Here is a 21,737-nt window from a genome sequence, read left to right on the forward strand (position 1 = left end):
TTACTTTTTATTTGTGCAAAGATACTCATAAAAATAAGCATCTGCCAACTAATTATGAATGGTTTATTACGCTTTGGATAGAGTTCGCTGCCTCTCTGAAAATCTCATAAGATCTCAATCTTTTCTGATGGTCATAAATATGTGAATTGATCATAAGTTCATCTACCTGGAATCTTTCCTGAAAATCTTTAAGTTTTTCCTGAACTTCAGCCTGATCCCCGATAAACGTATATCTTAATTTTTGTAACACCATAGATTTTTCCATAGGTGACCAGATCTCATCCATATCATCCACAGGCGGAGCAAAGGGCTTTCTATCATTTCTTACAATATTAATGAATGCCTGAAATAAAGTAGTCGAAATTTTATGAGCTTCTTCAGATGTTTCGGCTGCAACACCATTTACGCAGGCAATGATATAAGGTTTATCTGCGTATTTTGAAGATTCAAAATGCTCTCTGTATATTTTAAAAGCCATTTCCATCTGCTCTGGAGCAAAATGTCCTGCAAATGCATAAGGCAATCCCAATTCCGCAGCCAGCCATGCACTGTCTGTACTTGATCCCAGAATATAAAGCGGAACATCCAAACCTTCTCCTGGAATGGCACGAACCATTGCATCTGAGTTTTCTTTTGAAAAATATCTTTGAAGCTCGAGAATCTGTCTTGGAAACTGTTCGTTGATGATAGCAGGGTTTCTTCCTAAAGCCTGAGCTGTTAACCCATCTGTTCCTGGCGCTCTTCCTAATCCAAGATCAATTCTTCCCGGGAAAAGAGATTCTAAAGTTCCGAACTGTTCTGCAATAACCAGAGAGCTGTGGTTGGGAAGCATAATTCCTCCTGAACCTACTCTGATTTTTTTTGTTCCATTGGCGATGAAACCAATTAAAACAGAAGTTGCTGAGCTTGCAATACTCTCCATATTATGGTGTTCCGCCAGCCAGAATCTTTTATAGTCTAAATTTTCAGCATGATTAGCTAATGATAAGCTGTCCTGAAAAGTATCATGAATGCTTTTACCTTGCTTTACCGGTGCAAGATCTAAAACAGAAATTTCAAAATTTTTCATATTGAGATCGTTAATTTTTCCAAAAGTGATAGCGTATCACCTCTGGCAATTTCATAATTCTAAATCGGTTCTTAAAACCAAACAAATTTAAAACATAAAAATTGCATTAGTTACTTTTTGTAATTAATAAAAACAATTGATCAGTTCAGGGAAAAACTATTGGAATAAAATTTTTGTTTACTTGATTTTACTTATAAGATTTTGGGTAAATTGCAGTTTCATTCAAGAACATGAAAACAAAAATAATGTATATCGAAAACAAATCCTTCGGCCATCACGGTTCCGCATGGATTGGTTTTGTAGAATTTTCAAAATCCGGGCAAACGATTTATTTTGACGATAAGGCACTTAAAAAGCTAAAAAAACCAGGAATCAATGCAAATCATTTTGATATAGAAACAGGAGAAGAATACTGGGTATCCGGTATTAAGAAAAATGGTCATAACAGGCATCAATTTGGTGGTGGAAAAATTATGATTGATAGAAATTCAATAGATGAATATTTGAAACTGGTAGACTTTAACAATCTTGATGAAAAGTATTTTGAAATTGTTGAATTTTCCAGAACAGATAAAAATAGACTTAAGGAAATAGAAAATACCGAAACTGAATTCAGAGACAGAAGTTATCGGGCTACTTTCTATGACAATAATAAAAGAAAATTAATTTTCGATATTAAAATTTAAATGAAAAATATTTATCTACTTCTTTTCTCATTCTTTTTAATGAGCTGCTCTTTCAATCAATCCTATAAAGACAGAGAATCTGACAAAATAGATGGTGAAAAAATTCCAATAAAATTTTATTGGGAATTACGTTATGGCAAAAACCCTGATGATATTTATAAGTTGTTTGGCGACAAATTTTTTGAGGTAACCGATAAAGAAAAACTTGTGAAACTTATTAATACAGTCAATGAGATTGGGCCTGTTGAAGAATACAATCTTGCAAAATGGGAAACAATGATAGTGAAGGGAAGCAATGCCCGAAGTCAATATTTCTTTATGTACAATGTAAAAAGAAGTACTAAGAAAACAGAAGAATCTTTTACTTTAGAAAAGAATAAAGAAGGAGATATAAAAATAGTAGGTTACAGAGTTAATCAGGATTTATTAAACGAATAAAAAGAAAAAGGGTTTTGAATATTTTCAGAACTCTTTTTTATTTTACATGTTTTTGTTTAAGTGGTTTTTAAAACAAACAATACGAATAAATATATTTCAATGTAAATAATTCAATAAAAAGAGAAATATTTATTATATTCGTATACCAAATCTTTAAAAACTTTAATATGAACAAAAAATCAAACAGTCTGTTCTATCGGCAGATCCTGACAGGAAGAACTGTCTTTATGAGTTTTCTTATCGCTGCAACATTATTTTCATGTAGTAAAAACAATGAAGAAATTAGCTCTGAAGCACAAACCAATGCCTTCAATGCAGACAATCTTAAGAAAGGGAAATTAGGAGGTCAGGACATTATCTATGAAAGAAAAAATGGAATGAACTTTTTCGAGGGAGATATGGTTCTTTCTGACAAGCAATTATCCGAAGGTAATGAAGTCAATAAAGGTGGTGCAAGCTATTCAAGATGGCCAAGCGGTAAAATTTATTATACCATTGCCAGTAATATGGGTTCTATCAACGTTAATAAAATCAATTCCGCTATCAGCGAGTATAACAGCAAAACCAATACTCAATGGATCTACCGTACTAATCAGTCTAATTATGTAGAATTTATTTTCGGAAGTTCATCCGGATCGGATGGCTGGGCTCATATCGGGTATCAGGGCGGAAAACAAACTGTTTCTTTGGACCAGTATATTTCTGTAGGCTCGGTAATTCATGAAATGGGACATACCGTGGGACTTTACCATGAACACACCCGTAAAGACAGAGATCAATATGTAAAAATTCTGTGGAACAATATCCAAAGCGGGCAGTCTTATAATTTTAATATCTATAGTTCCGGAACAGATATAGGGCCATTCAATATCAATTCGGTGATGATGTATTGGCCGACATCTTATTCTAAAAACGGACAACCAACAATTACAAGAGCTGACAACAGCAGTTTCACGTATAACAGAACCGGATTTACAACCGGAGATATCAATACTATTAATGCTATGTATCCTTAATTTAAAGAACTTTTGTGACAATCAAAAAAGGGAAGAATTCTTATGAATTCCTCCCTTTTTTATAATTATAATGGTTAATTAAAATCCTGATTTCGTTAAATTCAAAATGATTTGGCAGCGCATTCTTCCACTCGGTCAATGTTTCGTGTGGATTTTTATAGAACTCTTCTTCAAAAGCCTTGATCTTATCTGAAGTAATAACTCTGGCAATATCCAGCAATCCCTGTTCGGCAAATTTGGCAAGATGACCAATCACTGTTTCTTTCACCAACCCTCTTTCTAAGGCAATTTCTCCAATAGTTTTTCCCTGCTCAAATAATTGGAAGGTTAGAACCTGTGACGGGACTTTAGCAATTTTCAGATTGATTTCCTTATCATTCTTTTCTTCTAAAAGTTTCGTTTCAAGAAGATGAATGTCTCTCAGGCTGTTCAGGTACTCTTCAATATCTTCCAGCCAGCTTTTAAATTCTTCGTTATATTGTTTTAAGCCTTTCGCTCCTTTTATTTCGGCATAAAAATCTTTCAAAGGATCGAAAATTTTATTTCTGATTTCTGTAAAAAAGAAATTAACCGCTCCTTTTGATTTGCTTTCAATCTCCGTCCATTCTTCTTTCTGTTCAATAAAATTATTAACCTTCTGAAAAATGACACGTTCCAGTTTTTCAAATATTTTTCCAAGATTTACGGCTTCATGCTTCAGTTGAAGATAAAGCTGCTTGGTTTTAACATGGTCAATATTCTTCGTTACAATAGAAAGGTTGTTCCACTCCTCTACTTCTTTTAAAAACCATGTACAATCCAGGGTACGAAGTACTTTTCTGATACTGTAATCATATTTTTCCTGATTCAGAATCGCTTCAACGTGGTCATTAGCAATGGTGTCCGTATGGAAATGCAGAATCCTGTTATCTTTGAAAATAACTTCAGGAGTAATTTTTGATTTTAAAACAATTCCTTCCAACGTTCTGCAACGGGATAAAGCCACATATACCTGACCGGCAGTAAAACTTTTTCCGGCATCAATAATCACTTTATCAAACGTTAATCCCTGGCTTTTATGAATAGTAACTGCCCAGGCCAGTTTGATCGGAAACTGTTCAAAACTTCCCAACACTTCTTCTTTAATATTCTTATCAGTATCAAGGAAATATTTCTTCTGTTCCCAGGTTTCTCTTTTTACAACAATTTCCCTCTCGCTTTCGTCCAGTATCACACGGATTTCATTTTCGTCCAATCCGATGATCTCGCCCAGCTTTCCGTTGAAATATTTCTTTTCCCCGGAAATATCATTTCGGATAAACATGATCTGAGCTCCGATTTTCAATTCTAAAAACTGTTCATTTGGAAACTGATTTTCTTTAAAATCTCCTACAAGCTTAGCTTCATATGTTTGAGGATCTACTTTGATTTCTGCCAGTTTTTCCTGATTGATCTCATCCGCCATTTTATTGTGAGAGCACAGGTATACGTAAGATTCTTTCCCCATATCAAAATCAGGATCATACCTTTCATTGAGATGATTAAAATCTATATTGGCTACATCTCCGTCACGGATCGCATTCAGAATTTCCAAAAACGCCTCATCAGATTGTCTGTAGACTTTTGTAAGCTCAATAGTAACAATGGGAACTTCTTTAATAGCATGACTGTCAAAAAAGAAAGGTGAATTGTAGTACATTTTCAGAATATGCTCATCCCTCACTACCGGAGGAAGCTGAAACAAATCCCCGATGAACAGCATCTGAACTCCCCCGAACCTCTGATTATTCCTTCTGATAAAGCGTAAAGAAAAATCCATCATATCCAGAACATCCGCTCTCAGCATCGAAACCTCATCAATGATAATGATCTCTACTTCCCGCAGAAGCTTCAGTTTGTCTTTACGGTATTTGAAATGGGGCATCAGATCGGCAATATTATTAGCCAAACTGGTATCTATCCTTTCTGTAGTAGGGAGAAAGGTTCTCAGCGGCAAACCAAACATTGAGTGGATGGTTACCCCTCCTGCATTAATCGCGGCAATTCCCGTAGGTGCTATTACGATATGCTTTTTCTTTGTCCGTCTTACAAAATCATTAAGAAATGTCGTTTTTCCTGTTCCCGCTTTTCCGGTTAAAAAAACGCTTCTGTTCGTATATTCTATTAAGTCAAAAAAATGATTGTTCATCGTTGTCAAAAATACGGAAATGAATTTGAATTTCTTACCTTGGCATAAGTTTTGAAAAATTAATAAAAAGAAAAACTTTATTGTGAAAAAATTATTCTTTCATGTCCCGGTAATAGTATTATCTACTACGTTAACTTTAGTTTCCTGTAATACATCGAAGAATGCTAATACGAATCTTCCTGTTGATATCGCCAACAGACCTGTTGACGAAGACAGTCAAAAATACGAACAGGCACAGCTGGACGGGCTGAAAGCCTCTATCCAATCTGAAGTATCGGGAGAAAAATGTACAGATGTCAGTGAATGGGCATTTGCTCCTATGGGGGAAAAACCTTGCGGAGGACCTCAACAATATATTGCTTATCCAAAGAAAATAGAAACCGCTTTCTTACAGAGAGTGAATGATTATACGGATAAAGTAAGGGCTTTTAATGAAAAATATAATATTGTGTCCGACTGCGTCCCGATTACACCACCTGCATCTCTAAAATGTATCCACGGAAAGGTAAGGCTGATAACGCCGGATCCTAACTAACAATAAAGCAAAGGTTCTATATCAAATCGAAAAAAGCTCTGTCTACGGACGGAGCTTTTATATTTATTTTGACAGGTCAATAGTGAATTTTGCTTCGCAGCGAATTGATTATTCACTATTCACTTGACAGCCTAAAATTGATGATCTTTCACATTCTCTTTATACCATGATGAGTATTTCACATAGTTGTCTGCAATTCTGTTCACTTCTCCTTCCAATAACTGTGCATTGATGTCTTTGATCTTTCTTGCAGGAACTCCACCCCACACTTCTCCGGATTTGATATGAGTACCCTGCGTAACTACAGAACCCGCTCCTACAATAGAATTTTCTTCTACTAAACAATCATCCATCACAATAGCGCCCATCCCTATCAGGACATTATCTTTAATAGTACATCCGTGTACAATGGCATTATGCCCGATAGACACATTATTTCCAATATTCAGTGGATGCTTCTTGTAAGTACAATGCAGCATTGCATTATCCTGAACATTGACCTTATCTCCCATTTTAATGTAATGTACATCTCCTCTGATGACTGCATTATACCAAACGCTGCAGTCTTTTCCCATGGTAACATCTCCAATAATGGTAGCCGTTTCTGCTAAAAAGGTGTTTTCTCCAATTTGTGGTGCTTTTCCTAAGAGTTCTTTTATAAGTGCCATAAGTATTAATTTGAAAATTTGAAAAATATGCCGGTTTGAAAATTAAAATATACTATCTTTTTATGTATATAAGTTCTAAATTACAGTGATAGCAAAAATCTAACTCTCAATTTTCAGCTTCTGACTTCTAATGCGTATTTTTGTATCTCAAATTTAACGAAAAAATGCGTACCGTACTTATAGAACCTACCGAAAACCCGAAAGTAATGAAATTTGTTACAGATTACAATCTCATTCCGGGGTCTTTAGAGTTGGACAGAAATTCAGATATATCAGAAATTCCTTTAGCTCAGGAACTTTTCAATTATCCGTTTGTGGAGAGAATTTTCATTACAGCTAATTTTGTGGCTGTAGCAAAACAGGATACCATAGAATGGGAACATGTAGCTGAAAGTCTGAAAAATGTAATTGAGGACGAATTATTGGCTAACCCAAGAATTTATCTTCAGAAGAAAAAAGAAATGTATCAGATCTATGCTGAAATGACTCCGAATCCTAATGTAATGAAATTTGTTTCGAGTAAATTACTTATGGATGGATTTGTGGAAGTAAAATCAAGAGATACTGCTGATGGAGTTCCTTTGGCGGAGGCTATCTTTAAAGAATTTGATTTTGCAACGGAGGTTTTCATTTCTGATAATTTTGTGGCAGTTACAAGAAATAATTCTGTAGAGTGGCACCAGGTAATGATGGCTGTTCGCGGTCTTATTGCTGAATATCTTCAAAACGGAGGCGAAATTGCCAATGTAGAGCCTCAAAAGCATGAAAACCCTGTTGAAAAGATTATCAACAGAGATTATACGGAAGATGAGCAGAAAATTTCTGACATTTTAAATGAATACGTAGCTCCTGCAGTAGAAAATGATGGTGGGAAGATTTCTTTAATGGAATATGATCAGGAGAATAAAACAGCAAAAATGCTTTTACAGGGAGCTTGCTCAGGCTGTCCAAGCTCTACGGCTACTTTGAAAAACGGAATTGAAAATATTTTAAAGCAATTCGTTCCTGATTTAGTAGAAAGAGTAGAAGCTGTAAACGGATAATATAGCTGAGATGCCTTACGGAAAGAAAATTGTAGTGATCATTGGAAGTGCATCGGAAAATTCCGGCAACCTGAGACTAATGGAACAGGTCATTGAAAGTATGGACAATGTAGATTTCCAGGTATACAAAGATCTTTCTGTTCTTCCTCATTTTGATACTGCATTAACGGATGAAAATACTCCTTTAGAGGTCTTGAAGCTGAGAGAAGCTATTGAAAATTCATCCGGAGTTATATTTTCTACTCCCGAATATATTTTCAGCATCCCGGGCAGATTAAAAAATATGCTGGAATGGTGTGTTTCTACTACAATCTTTTCTGAAAAACCTGTAGCTGTGATTACGGCTTCAGCCAGTGGAGAAAAAGGCCATGAAGAGTTGTTATTGATTTTAAAAACTCTGGGTGTGACAGCAGATGATAAACATCAGGCATTAATAAAGGGAATAAAAGGCAAATTTGACAGCAATGGCTTACTGGAAAGTAATACCTTTGCTAAAGTATCAAAATTAGTAACAGATTTTACAACTTCTGTTTCATAATTAAAATTTAGAATATTGAATAAGAAAGGAATTTTACTGGTCAACCTCGGATCACCGAGATCAACTGCTGTAAACGACGTAAAGGAATATCTTGATGAATTTTTGATGGATGAGAGGGTGATTGATTACCGTTGGATCTTCCGTGCCCTTCTTGTACAGGGAATTATCCTGAAAACAAGACCTGCAAAATCTGCTGAAGCCTATAAAACGGTTTGGACAGATCAGGGTTCTCCATTAATTGTTATCACGGAACAAATTCAGAAAAAACTTCAGAAAGTAGTAGATGTTCCGGTGGAAATCGGGATGAGGTATGCGCAGCCAAGCATTGAAGCCGGAATTCAAAAGCTCGTAGATCAGGGAGTCACGGAAATTGTGCTTTTCCCTTTATATCCTCAATATGCTATGAGTACTACGGAAACGGTGATTGAAAAAGCCGAAGAAGTAAGAAAAAAGAGGTTCCCAACGATCAAAATCAATTATATTCAGCCTTTTTACCACAGAGATATTTATATCAACTGTCTGGCAGAAAGTATTAAAGAAAAACTTCCGGAAAATTTTGATGCCCTGCAGTTTTCTTATCATGGAGTGCCGGAAAGGCATATTTATAAAACAGATCCTACAAAGACCTGTAATCTTAATGACTGCTGTTCCAGAGAAGATAATCCGAGTCATCAGTTCTGCTACCGTCATCAGTGTTACAAAACAACACAGCTTGTGATTGAAAAGCTAAATTTACCTAAAGAGAAAACTATTGTTTCTTTCCAGTCAAGATTAGGAAAAGACAAATGGATTGAGCCTTATACCGATGAAACCCTTGAAACAATTGGTAAAAAAGGAATAAAAAATCTGGCAATTGTTTGTCCAGCGTTCGTTTCTGACTGTTTGGAAACTCTGGAAGAAATTTCTGTTGAGGGTAAAGAGCAATTCATGCATGGCGGAGGTGAAAACTTCCATTATATTCCATGTCTGAATGACGAAGACCGATGGATTGATGTTGTAAAAATACTTTGTGAAGAAAAACTGAATGATTTCTATCTGGTATAATTCACCTGAATCAAAATAAACAAAAGGCCACAAGAATTCACTTGTGGCCTTTTCGTTGAATATATTAAAGATTTGGTGTCTACTTTTTAATAAGGTTTCCGGCTTTCTGTCCGTTTACCGTTACCACATATACTCCTGGAAGTAAGTTGGAAGGCAATTGGATATTCAGCTTATTGGTACCTTCTGTAATCTCTACTTTTTCAGAAAGCTCTTTCTTACCTGTCAGACTTACCAGCTCTACAATTCCTTTTCCGGCTTTACCTTCGAAGTTTATGTTGAATCTGTCTGTTGCCGGATTCGGGCTGATGGTATAGTTTGAAACATTTGAAGTAGCTGCTACAAGTCCTGCAGGAGAAGTTCCACCTCCTACACCTACGGCATTCCATGCATTCTTAACCTGAGTTACTTCATTGCTGGTTGCTCCATACAAATCAGTCGCTGCCTGAATAGAATAGGTTCTTGTGTTTGCATAAGTGGATGAAGACGTAAGATAAGTAGTCAGTGTTCTGTAAGCAATAGCTCCCGCTTTATCTAATCCGATCCCTGAAACATTATAAGCAAAACCATTGTCATTAGTACCTGTACCTCCTGTTACCAATAAATAATACCAGAAATTCAGTACTCCGGAATTGGTATGCACTCCACAATAGTCATTGGTAGTTTGTCCCGGAACTGCACATCCTGTAGTAGTGGCATCTTTCCAATAAGTACCTTTATAAGTATCCGGTTGGCGGTACGCATTAGGATTAGACATATCTCTGATCACATAGCTAAAATCTTCTCCTAGTGTCCAGCTTGCCTGTGTAGGTCTTGCCCAACGTTCTATAGTGTTCCCGAAAATATCAGAAAAACCTTCGTTCAATGCTCCCGGTTCTCTCTGGTATACGAGGTTAGCTGTTTTAGATGTTAATCCATGGGTAATTTCGTGGCCGCAGACATCTATTGCAGTCAAAGGTTTTCCTCCGTTTGTAGTAGAGCTTCCGTCACCATAAAGCATTCTTGAACCATCCCAATACGCATTGAATACATTGTTTCCATAATGCACATAGGACTTGATGGCAAAGTTATTATTGTCAATACTCTTTCTTCCGTATTTCGAATAATAATAGTCCAGAGTCATTTCCGCACCCCAGTGAGCATCTGTTGCATATTGATCTTTATTTGTATTCACATTGTTCCATACATTATCAGTATCTGTAAAATCTACCGCAGAGGAAAAATTGGTGGTTTTCTTAAGATTATAGGTTTCTACGGCAGTTCCTGCATTTCTTCCTGTTTCTCTCAGTCTGTAGCTTCCGTTATAAGAATCGGTTACTATATTTCTGCTTCCACTGTAAACCGTTGTAGCCGTACCCGGCGCATTTACTTCATGAATAATGGCATCCACACCTAATACTTTTCCACTTTTAGCATCTACAAAAACATATTGTCTGCTTAATGGCTTTTCAGCGTAAATATCAAATTTATAGGCTAATGTTAAATCATTCAATTTTTCATCCGTCGGATCTGAATAATATACCAGTTCGCCTTTAGGAACAAAGCTTGCATTAGGATCATTAGAATCTTTCTTTAAAAAGTCTTCTTCTTCTTTGTTCTCCCATCTGTAGGTTTCTGCTCCTACGAATGATAAAGCATTCTGAAGTGCAATTTTTTCAGAAATATTGGCTTTCTTCTCAGCACTTTTCGGAACATTAAGAACCCATTTTCCTGACTGTCCTACAATTTTTCCTTCTTTTGTCTGTACGGCCATCATCCCGTATTCTACCGGAATACCATTTACAGTCTGTTGAAATCTGTGTGTTTCAAAACCTAAGGCATCCTTTTCAAGTCCCAACTTGAGCCCTTGACCCGTAGTAAGTCTTTCTGTTGCTTCATCAAATAATACAGGACTTCCCTGGAAAGCCGGTGCATTTTTGTCGAATCTTAAAAAGTCTGCGTGTAGCCCGCTTTTACTGGGATTTAATTTAGAAGGTGTGTTTTGTGCAAAAACAAAAGAGCAGGCGGCAACACTTGCCACTAAGATAAATTTCGTTTTCATAATAATATTTGGTTGGTTGATTGTGTTGACGAATTTATAAACTTTTCACAATAAAACAACACAAACAATGATTAAAATTCAATAGATATTATAAATCAATAAACAAAACACAATGATGATTTTAAAACAAAGAAAAATATTTAACTATAATTTTTCAATAAAACAATTTTTATATTAAAATATTTAATTAAAATCAAAATTTTGTGAATTATTATTTTTCACCATGCAGTGCATTATAATCGAAAACTTAATATTAATCTGAAATTTTATAGAATAATATTCTCAATATTGACAAAAAAATTAGGACCATCTTAAAAGAAAGTCCTAATTGTATGTGTATATTTTGATGTAAAACGATATCAAATCATGAATTAGCGTTTATTAGCAACAGGCGTTCTGAACTCACCATAGCCCATTAACCCATCATAGTTTCTTCCGAAAGGTGCATAATAAATAAATGCCTGATAAAGATTTTCCGTTTGCCAGAAATTACCATTCACTTCTCCAAAGTTCAGCCCGTTTCCATCTTTTGTCACCAAAACATAGTTATAAAAACCTTGTTTCAGGAATATTTTAGCAACATACTGTTTAGTAGCAGCATCATACTGCATCTGATTTTCTTTGCTTGGTAAAAAATTATTAAACCCTCCCAAAACATAAATCTCTTTATCTACAGGATCAGATTCCAGATAGAAATGCACCCATGAGTAGTCTGCTTCTCTTTCTGCATCCCTTTCTCTGCCTAAATCATTTCTTCTGTAATACCATGCTCCATTCACATCTGGCTGATATTGATAATTTAAAGGAAACGCCCATACAGGATGAAGATACGTCTGGTTCGCATCATCTTTTATTTCCACAGCACGTACCATATCGGCCGCCATATTCATATTTTTATTATCAAAATAATAAAACTCATTATCTCCCGGAAATACAAGATTCATTTGCTGGAAAACCACCTGATTCCCTAAGAAAGAGCTTGGTTTAAGATTAGAAATAACCATATTCGGGTTGTTATTCTGCATCACATTCATAGTGATAGAATTCACATTGGAAGAAATATCTCCTCCTTTCGGGGAAACATTCACTTCTACCCTTTGGTTGAGGTTCGGCTTTTTGGCATCAGCGAATCTTGAAATATTTAAATCCACAGAAGTAACATCTTCTACCAGATAAAATCTTTTTTTGAAAAGAGGTTTATCTGCAGAGTCTTTATAAACAATCAGTTCATAATTTCCTGAAACTTTAAGCTGGATTTTATCATTCGGGAATACCAGTTTATAGTGGGTATACGCTTGCAAAGTATTGAAAGAATACTGAAACTGGTCCAGCAGTGCATTCATACTTCCGGTAGCAAATTCTGTAAAAAACAGATTATCTTCATTCCAGTTTCTGTCATAATGCTTGAATGTGTATCTGTAGATCTGACTGCCGTTTGTGAGATCATCAAAGCCCAAAACCAACTGTTCCCCTATTCTGATTACCGGAGTTTCGTCATTGGTCTGAGGATTGAACAGCTGAATACTTTGGATATTTTGTCCAAAAACCAGTCCGCCCAAAAAAAGTAAGAGTATTCGCAAAGTTTTCATTACGACGAAGATAACGAAAAATAGCCATTTTCTTAATAATATCGTATTTTTGAATAAAAATATTCAGATATGCTTCAGATTCAAGGTTTCGTATTCAATTTTGCGAGCGAAAATACTTACATCATTTATAACGAAAATAAAAATGCGTGGTTAATTGATCCGGGAAATATGAGCGGACAGGAAACTCAGGCGATCAGCAATTTCATTACAGAAAACGGACTGAAAATTCAGAAAATTCTTTTGACACATGCCCATATTGACCATGTATTCGGACTTCAATGGGCTTTTGATACGTTCAAAGTACCTGTGAATATGCATCAGGAAGATCAGGAAGTGCTGGATATGCTTCAGGCAAGCGGAATCAGATTCGGAATGCAGATAGATCCTGTAAAGGTGGATGTAGAATACATCAAGGAAGGTGATGAGCTGGATCTGGATGGTGAAAAATTTAAAATTTATCACGTTCCGGGACATTCTCCGGGAAGTGTGGTCTATCATAATGACCATCAGAAATTCGTGATTTCTGGAGATGTACTTTTTGAAGGCAGCATCGGAAGAACAGATCTTTACAAAGGAAATTATGATCAGCTGATTGAAGGAATTAAGTCTAAACTTTTCATTTTGGATAATGACACGCAGGTTTTCTCCGGACACGGAAATCCTACAACCATTGGATTTGAAAAACAATATAATCCCTTTTTGAAATAAATAAAATATTTAAAAATATTCATATAAGTAACCATTAAGAAGGATTTAAGCGATAAAGAACAGTTAAGAATTATTCTGATTTTGAAACTTATTTTAATACTTTCAAAGACTTCATTACAAGTCATACTATTTCAAGAAATAAAATGTAAAACAAGTTCAAAAAATATGAACCCACCAGAAAATTCTGGTGGGTTCATTAATAAGAAGAAATAGAGTTTATTTTAGAAATCTAAAGTAATGGATGCTCTTACAGCAGCTCCCATGATAGGTCTTGCCATGATGGTTCCGTCTCCGGTTGGTGAGCCTGCTCTTGGGTCTCCTTCTGTAATACCAATGGTATTAAAGATGTTGGTTCCGTCTACTGCAAAGCGTATTTTTCCTAACTGATAAGAGGTACCTGCCCCGAATTCTGTGAAAGCAGGCAGCGTCTGTACATTTTTCTCATCCTGGAAACGTTTTCCATAGTAATTCATACTTGCATATGCTCTCCAGGCTTTTGTAATATTAACTGCCGGTGAAATATTGAAGAAAAATTTCGGCATTCTTCGTACTACATTTCCTTCAAGAACACTTCCTGCTTCAAGGTTTTTATATTTTGGACTTTGAACGGTTCCGTTGAATGAAACCTCCAAAATATTGTTGAATAAACGGGCATATCCTTCAAATTCAACCCCGTAGTTTTGTGTATTGGCAAATATATTTTCAGATGTTCCGTTAGAGAAGATGTCCGTAAAGGAAAGATTCTTCAATGTAGAATAGAACGGAATCACTGCAATATCAAAAGTACGCGAGTAATATTTATACCCTACTTCCAACTGATTGGTTGTTACTGATTTTAAAGGTTTATCAGGTGCCGGGTTGGAGAAATAGTTATAATAGGCTTCTTCGTTCGGAGATCTGAAACCGTTAGAAAAACGGGCATACACTGCATTTTCTTTGCTGATTTTATAATTAGCCGCTACCGTGAAAGAAACTTTATCAATATTATAATTCCAGTATGTGTATTTGTTTCCTAAAACGCTCATGTTATCATCAGCAGTTGTCGTGTTGAAACCGTGAGTTCCATCCGTTGTTAACCCTGAATTATTTAAGTTGGAAGTGGTTGTATTGGCAAAATTTCCTTTATAATAATCGTGGCTGTAACGAAGACCTCCGTTTACGCTTAAAGCATCTGTAATATTGTAATCTAAGTTTACATAAAGATCATTCAAGCTTCCCTGTGTTTGTGTATCTCTCTGTAAAAATGTCATGTTGGTAACTCCGTTATACGTTTTTGAATATCCATTATCCAAAGGCGTAAGAGAAGTATCTACAAGGTTCAGCAATTCCGGTCTGTCTGTTGCTGTAGCCAGAATATTACTCCAGTTCCAGTATTGATGAGACTTCCAGTTAGATTTATAGAAACCTGCGGTAACATTTCCTTTATCAAATTTATAGTTGAACTGTAAATCATTCACAAAGTTGTTCATCTGCTTGTCAATTGCCCAGAAACCTAATTTTTGAACAAATGCAGGATTTACAATCGCTCCGTTACTTACTAATGAATATTGATAATTAGTCATACCATAATCTCCACCTTCGGACACAGGTTTAGTTGCAAAGTCAGCTGCAGTTTCAGGCAATCCGGCAGGGAAAATCCCTGTATAATTCATATTGATATTAGTATATCTTGTTTTGTTTAAAACACTGAAATTGTTTCCAAGATCATATTTAAACTCCGCACCTAGAACATCTACTTTAGGATGAATACCGTCTTCCAGGTTTCTTTTGAAAAATCCTCCTCCGGCTTGTGGAATATTCAGCTGGCTGATTGCTCTGTAGCTGTATGTTCCATAGTTAGGATCAAAACCTGGGAATTCTTTCAGGTCATTTCCATTTTGAATCAAAGGAATCGGAAGGAAGAATGTATTTCTGTCGTCCAGTTTTTTATAGTATACCTTCACGTACCCTTTATCAAAGACATATTTCAGGTTCATTCTGATCTGGCCTCCGTCATTAGCTTTGAAACCTGTTTTTCTGATTCCGCTGTCTGTTCTGTAGAAACCACCGATGTTGAAGAATAATTTATCCTGAACCAAAGCGCCACCTACATTAAGGTCTGTACGCATCAGTCCATAAGTACTTGTTTCCACTTTTGCCGTTCCTTTGAAATCATTGGATCCTTCTCTGGTAATAAAGTTGATAAGTCCTCCCGGAGAGTTGGTAGCAAAAATGGAACCGGAACCTCCTCTTAAAGCTTCCAGACGGCTTACCGAATTATCTACACGGAAAAAGTTATCTGCATTGGCAAATTGAAGCGCACCATCTTCGAAAACCGGAAGACCGTCTTCCTGTACCTGTACAAATTCATAAGCTCCTGCAGAAGGAATCCCTCTTGCGAAAAGGTTATTTCCTACTTCACCTCCTGAAGTTTCCACGGCAAATCCTGGTACTCTCTGTAATAAAGCAGCGGCACTGATTGGGTTTTGCTTCTGAATTTCTTTAGCACTGAATGTGGAAATTGCAGTACTGGATTCTATTTTTTTCTTAGGGCCGGAATTTCCGGTAATGACAATCTGATCTATAGAAGAAACTTTTGCCGAATCTTTCGGAGTTTCCTGGGCATAAGCATTATTAAAGTATAATGTAGCTGTAGCGGCGATTAAAAAGATCGATTTTTTTTTCATAGCCATATTTTTTATTGTTAGTTTCAGTTTTGTTGTAATTGTAAATACACTCCATTGGTCCAACCGAATCCGTCCTGATTGGGGTATTCCCCGCCGCCTGCTATTGTTTCTGTGTCTAATGCATTGTATTTTTCCATTAGCTTTCCGGTGTTTTTGTAAACTCTTTCTACATTGGAACACCAGTTGTTTTTAATTTTTTCAGCCAGTTCATCAAAGCCGTAGTTTTTCATTGCTTTAAATCCTAACCATTGATAAGGTGCCCACGCATTGGGAAGATCCCATTGCTGCCCTGAGTTTTTAGTTGTCGTGACAAGCCCTCCCTGGTAGAGAAATTTCTCAGCAATGACTTTGGCAACTGCTTCCGCCTGTTTCTGATCTGCAATTCCCAGAAATAAAGGATAAAGAGCAGCAATATGTTCAGACGGTGTGTTTGTGTTTTTTTTAATGTGATAATCTTTGTAATTGCTAGTATTTCCATTCCAGAAATATTTATTGATCATCTGTCTTCGGCTTGCTGCTCTTTCTGAAAAATAATTGTTTTTTTCGCTCAGATTCTGAAGTGCTGAAGATTTAGCCAAAGTCATTTCCAAATGCCACAGAAGGCAGTTCAGATCAACCTGTGCCAAGTTCAGCGTTTCTATTGTCTGTATATTCTGTCCGTCTGCAAACCATCTGCTGGAAAAATCCCAGCCGGATTCGCAGGCACTTCTTATGTTTCTGTAAAATTCGTCTCCTGAAGTGGTCTCATGATCTTCAATATCGATCAGATAACTTTCGGGACGCGGTGCATTTTCTGCATCATAATAACGGTTCAGAATATCTCCGTCTGTAGTCTTAACCACTCTTTTTATACTGGAACCTTTTTCAAGCCATTCCAAACCATTCATCCAGAAAGCATATTCTTTCTCCAGTGTTTCGTGATATTGTGTATAAATTCCTTCGTCATTGGTTGTTTCAAAAAGAAGATCCAGCATTAATGAAAAATAAGGCGGCTGAGATCTGCTTAAGAAATGTGTTCTGCTTGCATTGGGAACAAATCCTACATTCAGGATCAGGTAAGAACAGTTTTCAATAATGTTTTTCATCATTTCTACTCTTCCGGAAACCTGTAATCCAAGCATAATAAAATAACTGTCCCAATAGAAAAATTCATTAAAACGACCTCCCGGAACAATATATGGTTTTGGTAATTTTAAAAGCGTTCCCTTTTCTTCATAGGCTGTACGGGTCAGTTCATCCCATAGCTTTTCAATATGTTCACCTATTGGAAGCTGCTCTTCTCGGTGTACAGAAACTCTTGCTCCTAAAAAATCAAAATGAGCCATCACAAAATCTTTCAGGTTAAAACCTTCGGTATTTTTTGATTGTTCATAATCCTCATTAATCTTTGCAATTGGAAACAGAGGAACTGCATCCGTCATCATTTTCTGATCTTCAAAAATTTCAGATCTCTGTACCGCATCAAACAGACTTTGAATTTCGTTTATGTAAAGCTGATTACTCATTGTTATTTTTTAGGATTAATTTTTAATTTATTCATGAAAACCGCAGAGGTGATCAGCAATGAAAGTGGAATCAGGGAAAGGTAAAATGCCTGCTGCCCACTGAACTCCTGAAACACAAATCCGGTAATGATAGAACCTATAGTTCCTCCGATTGCTGAGAAAACAACGATCAATCCTGACATAGCGCTGTGCAGATATTTCGGGATAGATGCCAGAATTACAGAATTAATGCTCGGATAAATAGGTGCCAGCAAACCTCCCATCAAAGGAAATAGATAGACCACCAAAGGGGCATTCATCCAGTTTGTATTCGTATCAATATGAATATTATGGGTAAGAGGTAAAACCAGCAGTAAGCTGATGGCAAAACCAACTACACAAAAAGAAACTACATAGATCCAGCTAAACTTTTTAGAGAAGAATCCTGATAAAAATCTTCCTAATGCAAAAGCTCCTGCTAAAACGGCTCCTGCTTGGATACTCATGGATGTAGGCACTTTTAAAATTTCTTTATAAAATGTAGGCGTCCATGTTTGAAAGCTTTGTTCCACCAATACAAAAAGGAAAGCACATAATAAAAAGCACAATACTTTTTTATAACTGAAAAGGCTCACACTGTTTCTTAAATCTCCCAGAAGATCCGTTTTCTCACTTTTAGCACCCTGTTCGTTCAGTTTTGAAAAGAACAGGAATAAAAAAGACAAAGTTGAAAGTCCACCCAAAATCCAGTATACATTCAGCCATTCTGTAGATTTCGGATTATGATCATCTATATATAAGCTGAATAAAACATTTCCTGCCAATACTCCAATCATGAAAAATCCTTCCAGAAATCCCATAAAGCTGGAATGTTCCTTATCTGTTTCCGTTACCAGCCCGATAGAAGTAAAAACCGATATTTTGATTAATGCAAATGAAACTCCTACTGTCGCAAATAATAATTTAAAAACCCAGAACTCATTGGTAAACGGCATTACAAAACACATACAGCTTACCAGCAATAAAGCAATCAGCATGGATTTTTTGATTCCTATCTTCGGAAGAAATGAAGCCAGAATGAAAGAACATATGGCAATCGGAAGATCTTTGAAGCCTTCCAAAATGCTGGCCGAAGACTTTGAAATCCCAAAATTCTGCTGTACCTGTAGAATGACTGTTCCTACAGAATTCAGAAGAATTGCGAAGACAAAATAGTTTAAAAATAAAACGGCCTTGATGTTAAGATTTTTCATTCAGGTTATTTCTTGTCGGCTAAGATAGAAGCATTTCTGTTAACGATAATTTAACACAGTAAATCAATATTTGAACCATATTAATATATTTACTATTTTTAGCAATTAAATATGATTAATTAAATGAAAGTTACTTTTGAAAGGGTAATTCCTAATGAAAAGAGTTCATTCCGCACAATTCACAATAACTCCCCTATTTCAGAATTCAAATGGGAATATCATTATCATCCCGAAATTGAACTGGTATGTGTTATTTCCGGGAATGGAACCCGACATGTGGGCTATCATAAAAGCAATTATACAAATGGGGATCTGGTATTAATCGGGTCGAACATTCCTCACTCCGGATTTGGACTGAACTCCATTGATCCGCATGAAGAAATTGTACTTCAGTTCAAAGAAGAAATCCTTCAGTTTCCTCAGCAGGAAGTAGAAGCCAGATCTATTAAAAATCTGTTGGAACTTTCAAAATACGGGATTCATTTTCATCAAAAAGTAAAAAAGGTAATGCTTCCCAAACTAAGACTGATGCTGGAATCAGAAGGGTATAAAAGATATTTACTATTGCTTGAAATTCTTTTTGAACTTTCAAAATGTGAGGATTACGAGCTCTTGAATAAAGAAATCATGCCTTATACCATTATTTCTAAAAATAAAACCCGCCTTGAAAATATTTTCACTTATGTGGAACATCATTATGACAAGGAAATTGATATTGAAGATGTTGCAAAACTGGCCAATCTTACTTTGCCCGCTTTCTGTAATTTCTTTAAAAAGGCGACTCAGATTACGTTTACAGAGTTTGTGAACCGCTACAGAATTAATAAAGCATGTCTGCTGATGGCCCAGGACAGATCTATTTCAGAATGCAGTTATCAGTGCGGTTTTAACAATGTAACGTATTTTAATAGAATGTTTAAAAAATATACAGGAAAGACTCCTTCAGAATTTATCAGGAATTATTCTCATAATAAAGTGAATGTGGATTTGAAGGTTGAAAAGGAAACTAAGTCCAAAGTAAGCTTTTAAACTTACATATGAATCAGCAAGAAACAGAAAAGCCACTCCAAAAAGAGCAGCTTGTATTATAATGAGTAAAAACCAGTAACTAAACAACTAGCAACCAGTAATTATTTCCATTTAATATTGCATCCCATGCTAGGTCTCTGAATTTCTTCCTGAGCTTCTCCAGCCAAAAGATTTTCAAAAGCAATAATCAGATCCTCACCTGTAACATCTTTATTATTTCCCGGTCTTGAATCATCCATCTGACCTCTGTATACAAGATCAAGTTTATCATCAAAGAAATAAAAATCCGGTGTACACGCAGCATCGTAAGCTTTTGCTACCGCCTGGCTTTCATCAAACAAATAAGGGAAGTCGAATCTTCTTTCAATTTGAAATTCGATCATTTTTTCCGGAGAATCTGCCGGATATTTTTCAATATCATTCGCATTGATGGCAATAAATTCAATTCCACGCTCGTTGTAATCTTCATATAATTCATTGATCTTGTCGATTACATGAAGAACAAACGGACAGTGGTTGCACATGAAGATCACCAAAGTACCTTTTTCTCCTTTCAGCTCATCCAAAGACTGAAGTTCATTCGTTTTTGACGGGTTAGGAAGTTCAAAAAACGGCGCTTTTGTTCCTAATGCCAACATATTTGAGGGAGTATTCATATCCTTATTTCTTTACCGGCAAAGATAGATATTTCTTTTCTTAATTAGAAAGATGACATTTCTATTTTTATAGAGTAGGGAGGCTGGAAGCTGGAGGAGGGAAGATTTTTAAGACTCAAAAATAGTTATAGTCAAATTCTATTAATGGTATTTTTTTAATCCAAACCAACTTCCAGCTCCCATTCTTCCAGCTTCCAGCCTAATGATTAACATCACTTATAAACCATCTTTTGAATTTAAATGTATAATATCCTTTGGAAGTTATATTAAAAAGTTTGTAGTTTTGCTAACGCTGTTAGTAAATAAATATCATGGGTCTACATGAACGCCGTCAACGAGAAAAGGAATCCATCCGTGCAAATATTTTGCAGGCTGCTTTTACGTTGGCCAAAACTGAAGGCTGGGCATCACTTTCTATGCGAAAGATAGCAGACGCTATTGAGTATAGTGCCCCGGTGGTGTATGATTATTTTGAAAATAAAGAAGCTATCCTATTTGAAATTTCTTTAGATGGCTTTCACAAGTTACATATAGAATTATTAAAAGCTCAGCAGAAACACAGTACTCCGGAAGAACAGCTTGTTGCCATTGTGGATGCTTACTGGAACTTTGCTTTTAAAAATAAGGAATATTACCAGCTTATGTTTGGTCTTGGAATGCAGTGCTGCGGAAAAGGTCAGATGAAAAAAGAATTCTCATCATTTCAGGAGCTTATCTATGAATGCACTTATGAGATTATTAAGAAAAACGGATCCAATCCGGACAATGCCTGCCATATGTCTCACGCTCTGTTTTCTGCCGTACACGGAATGATCTCTATTATGATGATGCGCACAGCTGATATCCCTTCTACGATGAATAAGACTACATTGGACGAAACTGTTTCGGCTTTTATTAAGTCTTTGTAAATTTTTTTTGAATTAAAAATTAACACCGTTAGGAAACTTAACATCGAATTAATTAAAATTATTCTGTTTTTCCTGATTAAAAACTCAATCATTTATGGAACCATTCTTTGAATTCAGTTGTTAAAATTAGTCATTTTTTGCTTATTAATTAACACTGTTAGTAAAATTAACACACCTTATACTATCATTATACACTTAAATA

19 protein-coding genes are annotated in these 21,737 nt (G+C 35.9%); 10 read left to right on the forward strand and 9 right to left on the reverse strand.

Annotated elements, in window-relative coordinates:
* Window positions 1-52: 52 nt before the first annotated feature.
* Window positions 53-1,069 (reverse strand): LLM class flavin-dependent oxidoreductase, encoded by a 1,017-nt coding sequence (locus tag CLU97_RS16935; RefSeq protein ID WP_121488975.1) that lies wholly within the window; start codon window positions 1,067-1,069, stop codon window positions 53-55.
* A gap of 230 nt (window positions 1,070-1,299) precedes the next feature.
* On the opposite strand from CLU97_RS16935, the gene CLU97_RS16940 reads away from it, so the two are divergent.
* The 3 genes from CLU97_RS16940 to CLU97_RS16950 all read left to right on the forward strand — a co-directional run bounded on the left by CLU97_RS16940 (window position 1,300) and on the right by CLU97_RS16950 (window position 3,209).
* Window positions 1,300-1,755, forward strand: coding sequence for a hypothetical protein (locus CLU97_RS16940; protein ID WP_183084600.1), 456 nt, complete (start codon window positions 1,300-1,302; stop codon window positions 1,753-1,755).
* Window positions 1,756-2,193 (forward strand): hypothetical protein, encoded by a 438-nt coding sequence (locus CLU97_RS16945; protein WP_121488976.1) that lies wholly within the window; start codon window positions 1,756-1,758, stop codon window positions 2,191-2,193.
* A gap of 167 nt (window positions 2,194-2,360) precedes the next feature.
* Window positions 2,361-3,209 (forward strand): M12 family metallopeptidase, encoded by an 849-nt coding sequence (locus CLU97_RS16950; RefSeq protein ID WP_121488977.1) that lies wholly within the window; start codon window positions 2,361-2,363, stop codon window positions 3,207-3,209.
* 40 nt (window positions 3,210-3,249) lie between these two features.
* Here the strand turns inward: CLU97_RS16950 and CLU97_RS16955 are convergent, their stop codons facing one another.
* Window positions 3,250-5,376: a helix-turn-helix domain-containing protein gene (locus tag CLU97_RS16955; protein ID WP_121488978.1), complete on the reverse strand. Its 2,127-nt coding sequence runs from the start codon at window positions 5,374-5,376 to the stop codon at window positions 3,250-3,252.
* Between the two features lie 82 nt (window positions 5,377-5,458).
* On the opposite strand from CLU97_RS16955, the gene CLU97_RS16960 reads away from it, so the two are divergent.
* Window positions 5,459-5,911 carry a hypothetical protein gene (locus tag CLU97_RS16960; protein WP_121488979.1) on the forward strand — a complete coding sequence of 151 codons (453 nt, stop codon included), beginning with the start codon at window positions 5,459-5,461 and terminating at the stop codon, window positions 5,909-5,911.
* Between the two features lie 131 nt (window positions 5,912-6,042).
* Here CLU97_RS16960 and CLU97_RS16965 read toward each other — a convergent pair whose 3' ends face one another.
* Window positions 6,043-6,579, reverse strand: a complete 537-nt coding sequence (locus CLU97_RS16965) for a gamma carbonic anhydrase family protein (RefSeq protein WP_121488980.1) — start codon at window positions 6,577-6,579, stop codon at window positions 6,043-6,045.
* A gap of 164 nt (window positions 6,580-6,743) precedes the next feature.
* Here CLU97_RS16965 and CLU97_RS16970 point away from each other — a divergent pair, with 164 nt between their 5' ends.
* The 3 genes from CLU97_RS16970 to hemH are packed head-to-tail and all read left to right on the forward strand — an operon-like array spanning window position 6,744 to window position 9,204.
* Window positions 6,744-7,622 carry a NifU family protein gene (locus CLU97_RS16970; RefSeq protein ID WP_121488981.1) on the forward strand — a complete coding sequence of 293 codons (879 nt, stop codon included), beginning with the start codon at window positions 6,744-6,746 and terminating at the stop codon, window positions 7,620-7,622.
* Between the two features lie 10 nt (window positions 7,623-7,632).
* Window positions 7,633-8,160 carry an NADPH-dependent FMN reductase gene (locus tag CLU97_RS16975; RefSeq protein ID WP_121488982.1) on the forward strand — a complete coding sequence of 176 codons (528 nt, stop codon included), beginning with the start codon at window positions 7,633-7,635 and terminating at the stop codon, window positions 8,158-8,160.
* 15 nt (window positions 8,161-8,175) lie between these two features.
* The gene (hemH, locus tag CLU97_RS16980) at window positions 8,176-9,204 is read left to right on the forward strand and encodes a ferrochelatase (RefSeq protein WP_121488983.1); all 1,029 of its coding nucleotides are present in this window, start codon (window positions 8,176-8,178) and stop codon (window positions 9,202-9,204) included.
* A 79-nt stretch (window positions 9,205-9,283) separates the two neighbouring features.
* Here hemH and CLU97_RS16985 read toward each other — a convergent pair whose 3' ends face one another.
* Window positions 9,284-11,242 carry a M4 family metallopeptidase gene (locus tag CLU97_RS16985; protein ID WP_121488984.1) on the reverse strand — a complete coding sequence of 653 codons (1,959 nt, stop codon included), beginning with the start codon at window positions 11,240-11,242 and terminating at the stop codon, window positions 9,284-9,286.
* 371 nt (window positions 11,243-11,613) lie between these two features.
* Entirely contained in the window at window positions 11,614-12,831 is a 1,218-nt protein-coding gene (locus tag CLU97_RS16990) for a type IX secretion system plug protein domain-containing protein (protein ID WP_121488985.1), read from the reverse strand.
* 69 nt (window positions 12,832-12,900) lie between these two features.
* Between CLU97_RS16990 and CLU97_RS16995 the strand changes: the two genes are divergently transcribed.
* The gene (locus tag CLU97_RS16995; protein WP_121488986.1) at window positions 12,901-13,539 is read left to right on the forward strand and encodes an MBL fold metallo-hydrolase; all 639 of its coding nucleotides are present in this window, start codon (window positions 12,901-12,903) and stop codon (window positions 13,537-13,539) included.
* Between the two features lie 221 nt (window positions 13,540-13,760).
* Here the strand turns inward: CLU97_RS16995 and CLU97_RS17000 are convergent, their stop codons facing one another.
* The 3 genes from CLU97_RS17000 to CLU97_RS17010 are packed head-to-tail and all read right to left on the reverse strand — an operon-like array spanning window position 13,761 to window position 18,942.
* Window positions 13,761-16,205, reverse strand: coding sequence for a TonB-dependent receptor (locus tag CLU97_RS17000; protein WP_121489777.1), 2,445 nt, complete (start codon window positions 16,203-16,205; stop codon window positions 13,761-13,763).
* A gap of 23 nt (window positions 16,206-16,228) precedes the next feature.
* The gene (locus CLU97_RS17005) at window positions 16,229-17,710 is read right to left on the reverse strand and encodes a trehalase family glycosidase (RefSeq protein WP_121488987.1); all 1,482 of its coding nucleotides are present in this window, start codon (window positions 17,708-17,710) and stop codon (window positions 16,229-16,231) included.
* A 2-nt stretch (window positions 17,711-17,712) separates the two neighbouring features.
* The gene (locus CLU97_RS17010) at window positions 17,713-18,942 is read right to left on the reverse strand and encodes an MFS transporter (protein WP_121488988.1); all 1,230 of its coding nucleotides are present in this window, start codon (window positions 18,940-18,942) and stop codon (window positions 17,713-17,715) included.
* 123 nt (window positions 18,943-19,065) lie between these two features.
* On the opposite strand from CLU97_RS17010, the gene CLU97_RS17015 reads away from it, so the two are divergent.
* Window positions 19,066-19,971, forward strand: coding sequence for an AraC family transcriptional regulator (locus tag CLU97_RS17015; RefSeq protein ID WP_121488989.1), 906 nt, complete (start codon window positions 19,066-19,068; stop codon window positions 19,969-19,971).
* A gap of 101 nt (window positions 19,972-20,072) precedes the next feature.
* Here the strand turns inward: CLU97_RS17015 and CLU97_RS17020 are convergent, their stop codons facing one another.
* The gene (locus tag CLU97_RS17020; protein WP_034694944.1) at window positions 20,073-20,627 is read right to left on the reverse strand and encodes a thioredoxin family protein; all 555 of its coding nucleotides are present in this window, start codon (window positions 20,625-20,627) and stop codon (window positions 20,073-20,075) included.
* 311 nt (window positions 20,628-20,938) lie between these two features.
* Here CLU97_RS17020 and CLU97_RS17025 point away from each other — a divergent pair, with 311 nt between their 5' ends.
* On the forward strand, window positions 20,939-21,535 hold the full coding sequence (locus CLU97_RS17025; protein ID WP_089689792.1) for a TetR/AcrR family transcriptional regulator: 597 nt from the start codon (window positions 20,939-20,941) through the stop codon (window positions 21,533-21,535).
* The last annotated feature ends 202 nt before the right edge of the window (window positions 21,536-21,737 follow it).

The organism is Chryseobacterium sp. 7 (genome assembly GCF_003663845.1).
GTDB lineage: Bacteria > Bacteroidota > Bacteroidia > Flavobacteriales > Weeksellaceae > Chryseobacterium.

What these genes read in the sequence shown, in the direction of transcription:
- CLU97_RS16935 (WP_121488975.1), bottom strand. Translation starts at nt 1,069, where the DNA reads ATGAAAAATTTTGAAATTTCTGTTTTAGATCTTGCACCGGTAAAGCAA.
- CLU97_RS16940 (WP_183084600.1), top strand. Translation starts at nt 1,300, where the DNA reads ATGAAAACAAAAATAATGTATATCGAAAACAAATCCTTCGGCCATCAC.
- CLU97_RS16945 (WP_121488976.1), top strand. Translation starts at nt 1,756, where the DNA reads ATGAAAAATATTTATCTACTTCTTTTCTCATTCTTTTTAATGAGCTGC.
- CLU97_RS16950 (WP_121488977.1), top strand. Translation starts at nt 2,361, where the DNA reads ATGAACAAAAAATCAAACAGTCTGTTCTATCGGCAGATCCTGACAGGA.
- CLU97_RS16955 (WP_121488978.1), bottom strand. Translation starts at nt 5,376, where the DNA reads ATGAACAATCATTTTTTTGACTTAATAGAATATACGAACAGAAGCGTT.
- CLU97_RS16965 (WP_121488980.1), bottom strand. Translation starts at nt 6,579, where the DNA reads ATGGCACTTATAAAAGAACTCTTAGGAAAAGCACCACAAATTGGAGAA.
- CLU97_RS16970 (WP_121488981.1), top strand. Translation starts at nt 6,744, where the DNA reads ATGCGTACCGTACTTATAGAACCTACCGAAAACCCGAAAGTAATGAAA.
- CLU97_RS16975 (WP_121488982.1), top strand. Translation starts at nt 7,633, where the DNA reads ATGCCTTACGGAAAGAAAATTGTAGTGATCATTGGAAGTGCATCGGAA.
- CLU97_RS16985 (WP_121488984.1), bottom strand. Translation starts at nt 11,242, where the DNA reads ATGAAAACGAAATTTATCTTAGTGGCAAGTGTTGCCGCCTGCTCTTTT.
- CLU97_RS16990 (WP_121488985.1), bottom strand. Translation starts at nt 12,831, where the DNA reads ATGAAAACTTTGCGAATACTCTTACTTTTTTTGGGCGGACTGGTTTTT.
- CLU97_RS16995 (WP_121488986.1), top strand. Translation starts at nt 12,901, where the DNA reads ATGCTTCAGATTCAAGGTTTCGTATTCAATTTTGCGAGCGAAAATACT.
- CLU97_RS17000 (WP_121489777.1), bottom strand. Translation starts at nt 16,205, where the DNA reads ATGAAAAAAAAATCGATCTTTTTAATCGCCGCTACAGCTACATTATAC.
- CLU97_RS17005 (WP_121488987.1), bottom strand. Translation starts at nt 17,710, where the DNA reads ATGAGTAATCAGCTTTACATAAACGAAATTCAAAGTCTGTTTGATGCG.
- CLU97_RS17010 (WP_121488988.1), bottom strand. Translation starts at nt 18,942, where the DNA reads ATGAAAAATCTTAACATCAAGGCCGTTTTATTTTTAAACTATTTTGTC.
- CLU97_RS17015 (WP_121488989.1), top strand. Translation starts at nt 19,066, where the DNA reads ATGAAAGTTACTTTTGAAAGGGTAATTCCTAATGAAAAGAGTTCATTC.
- CLU97_RS17020 (WP_034694944.1), bottom strand. Translation starts at nt 20,627, where the DNA reads ATGAATACTCCCTCAAATATGTTGGCATTAGGAACAAAAGCGCCGTTT.
- CLU97_RS17025 (WP_089689792.1), top strand. Translation starts at nt 20,939, where the DNA reads ATGGGTCTACATGAACGCCGTCAACGAGAAAAGGAATCCATCCGTGCA.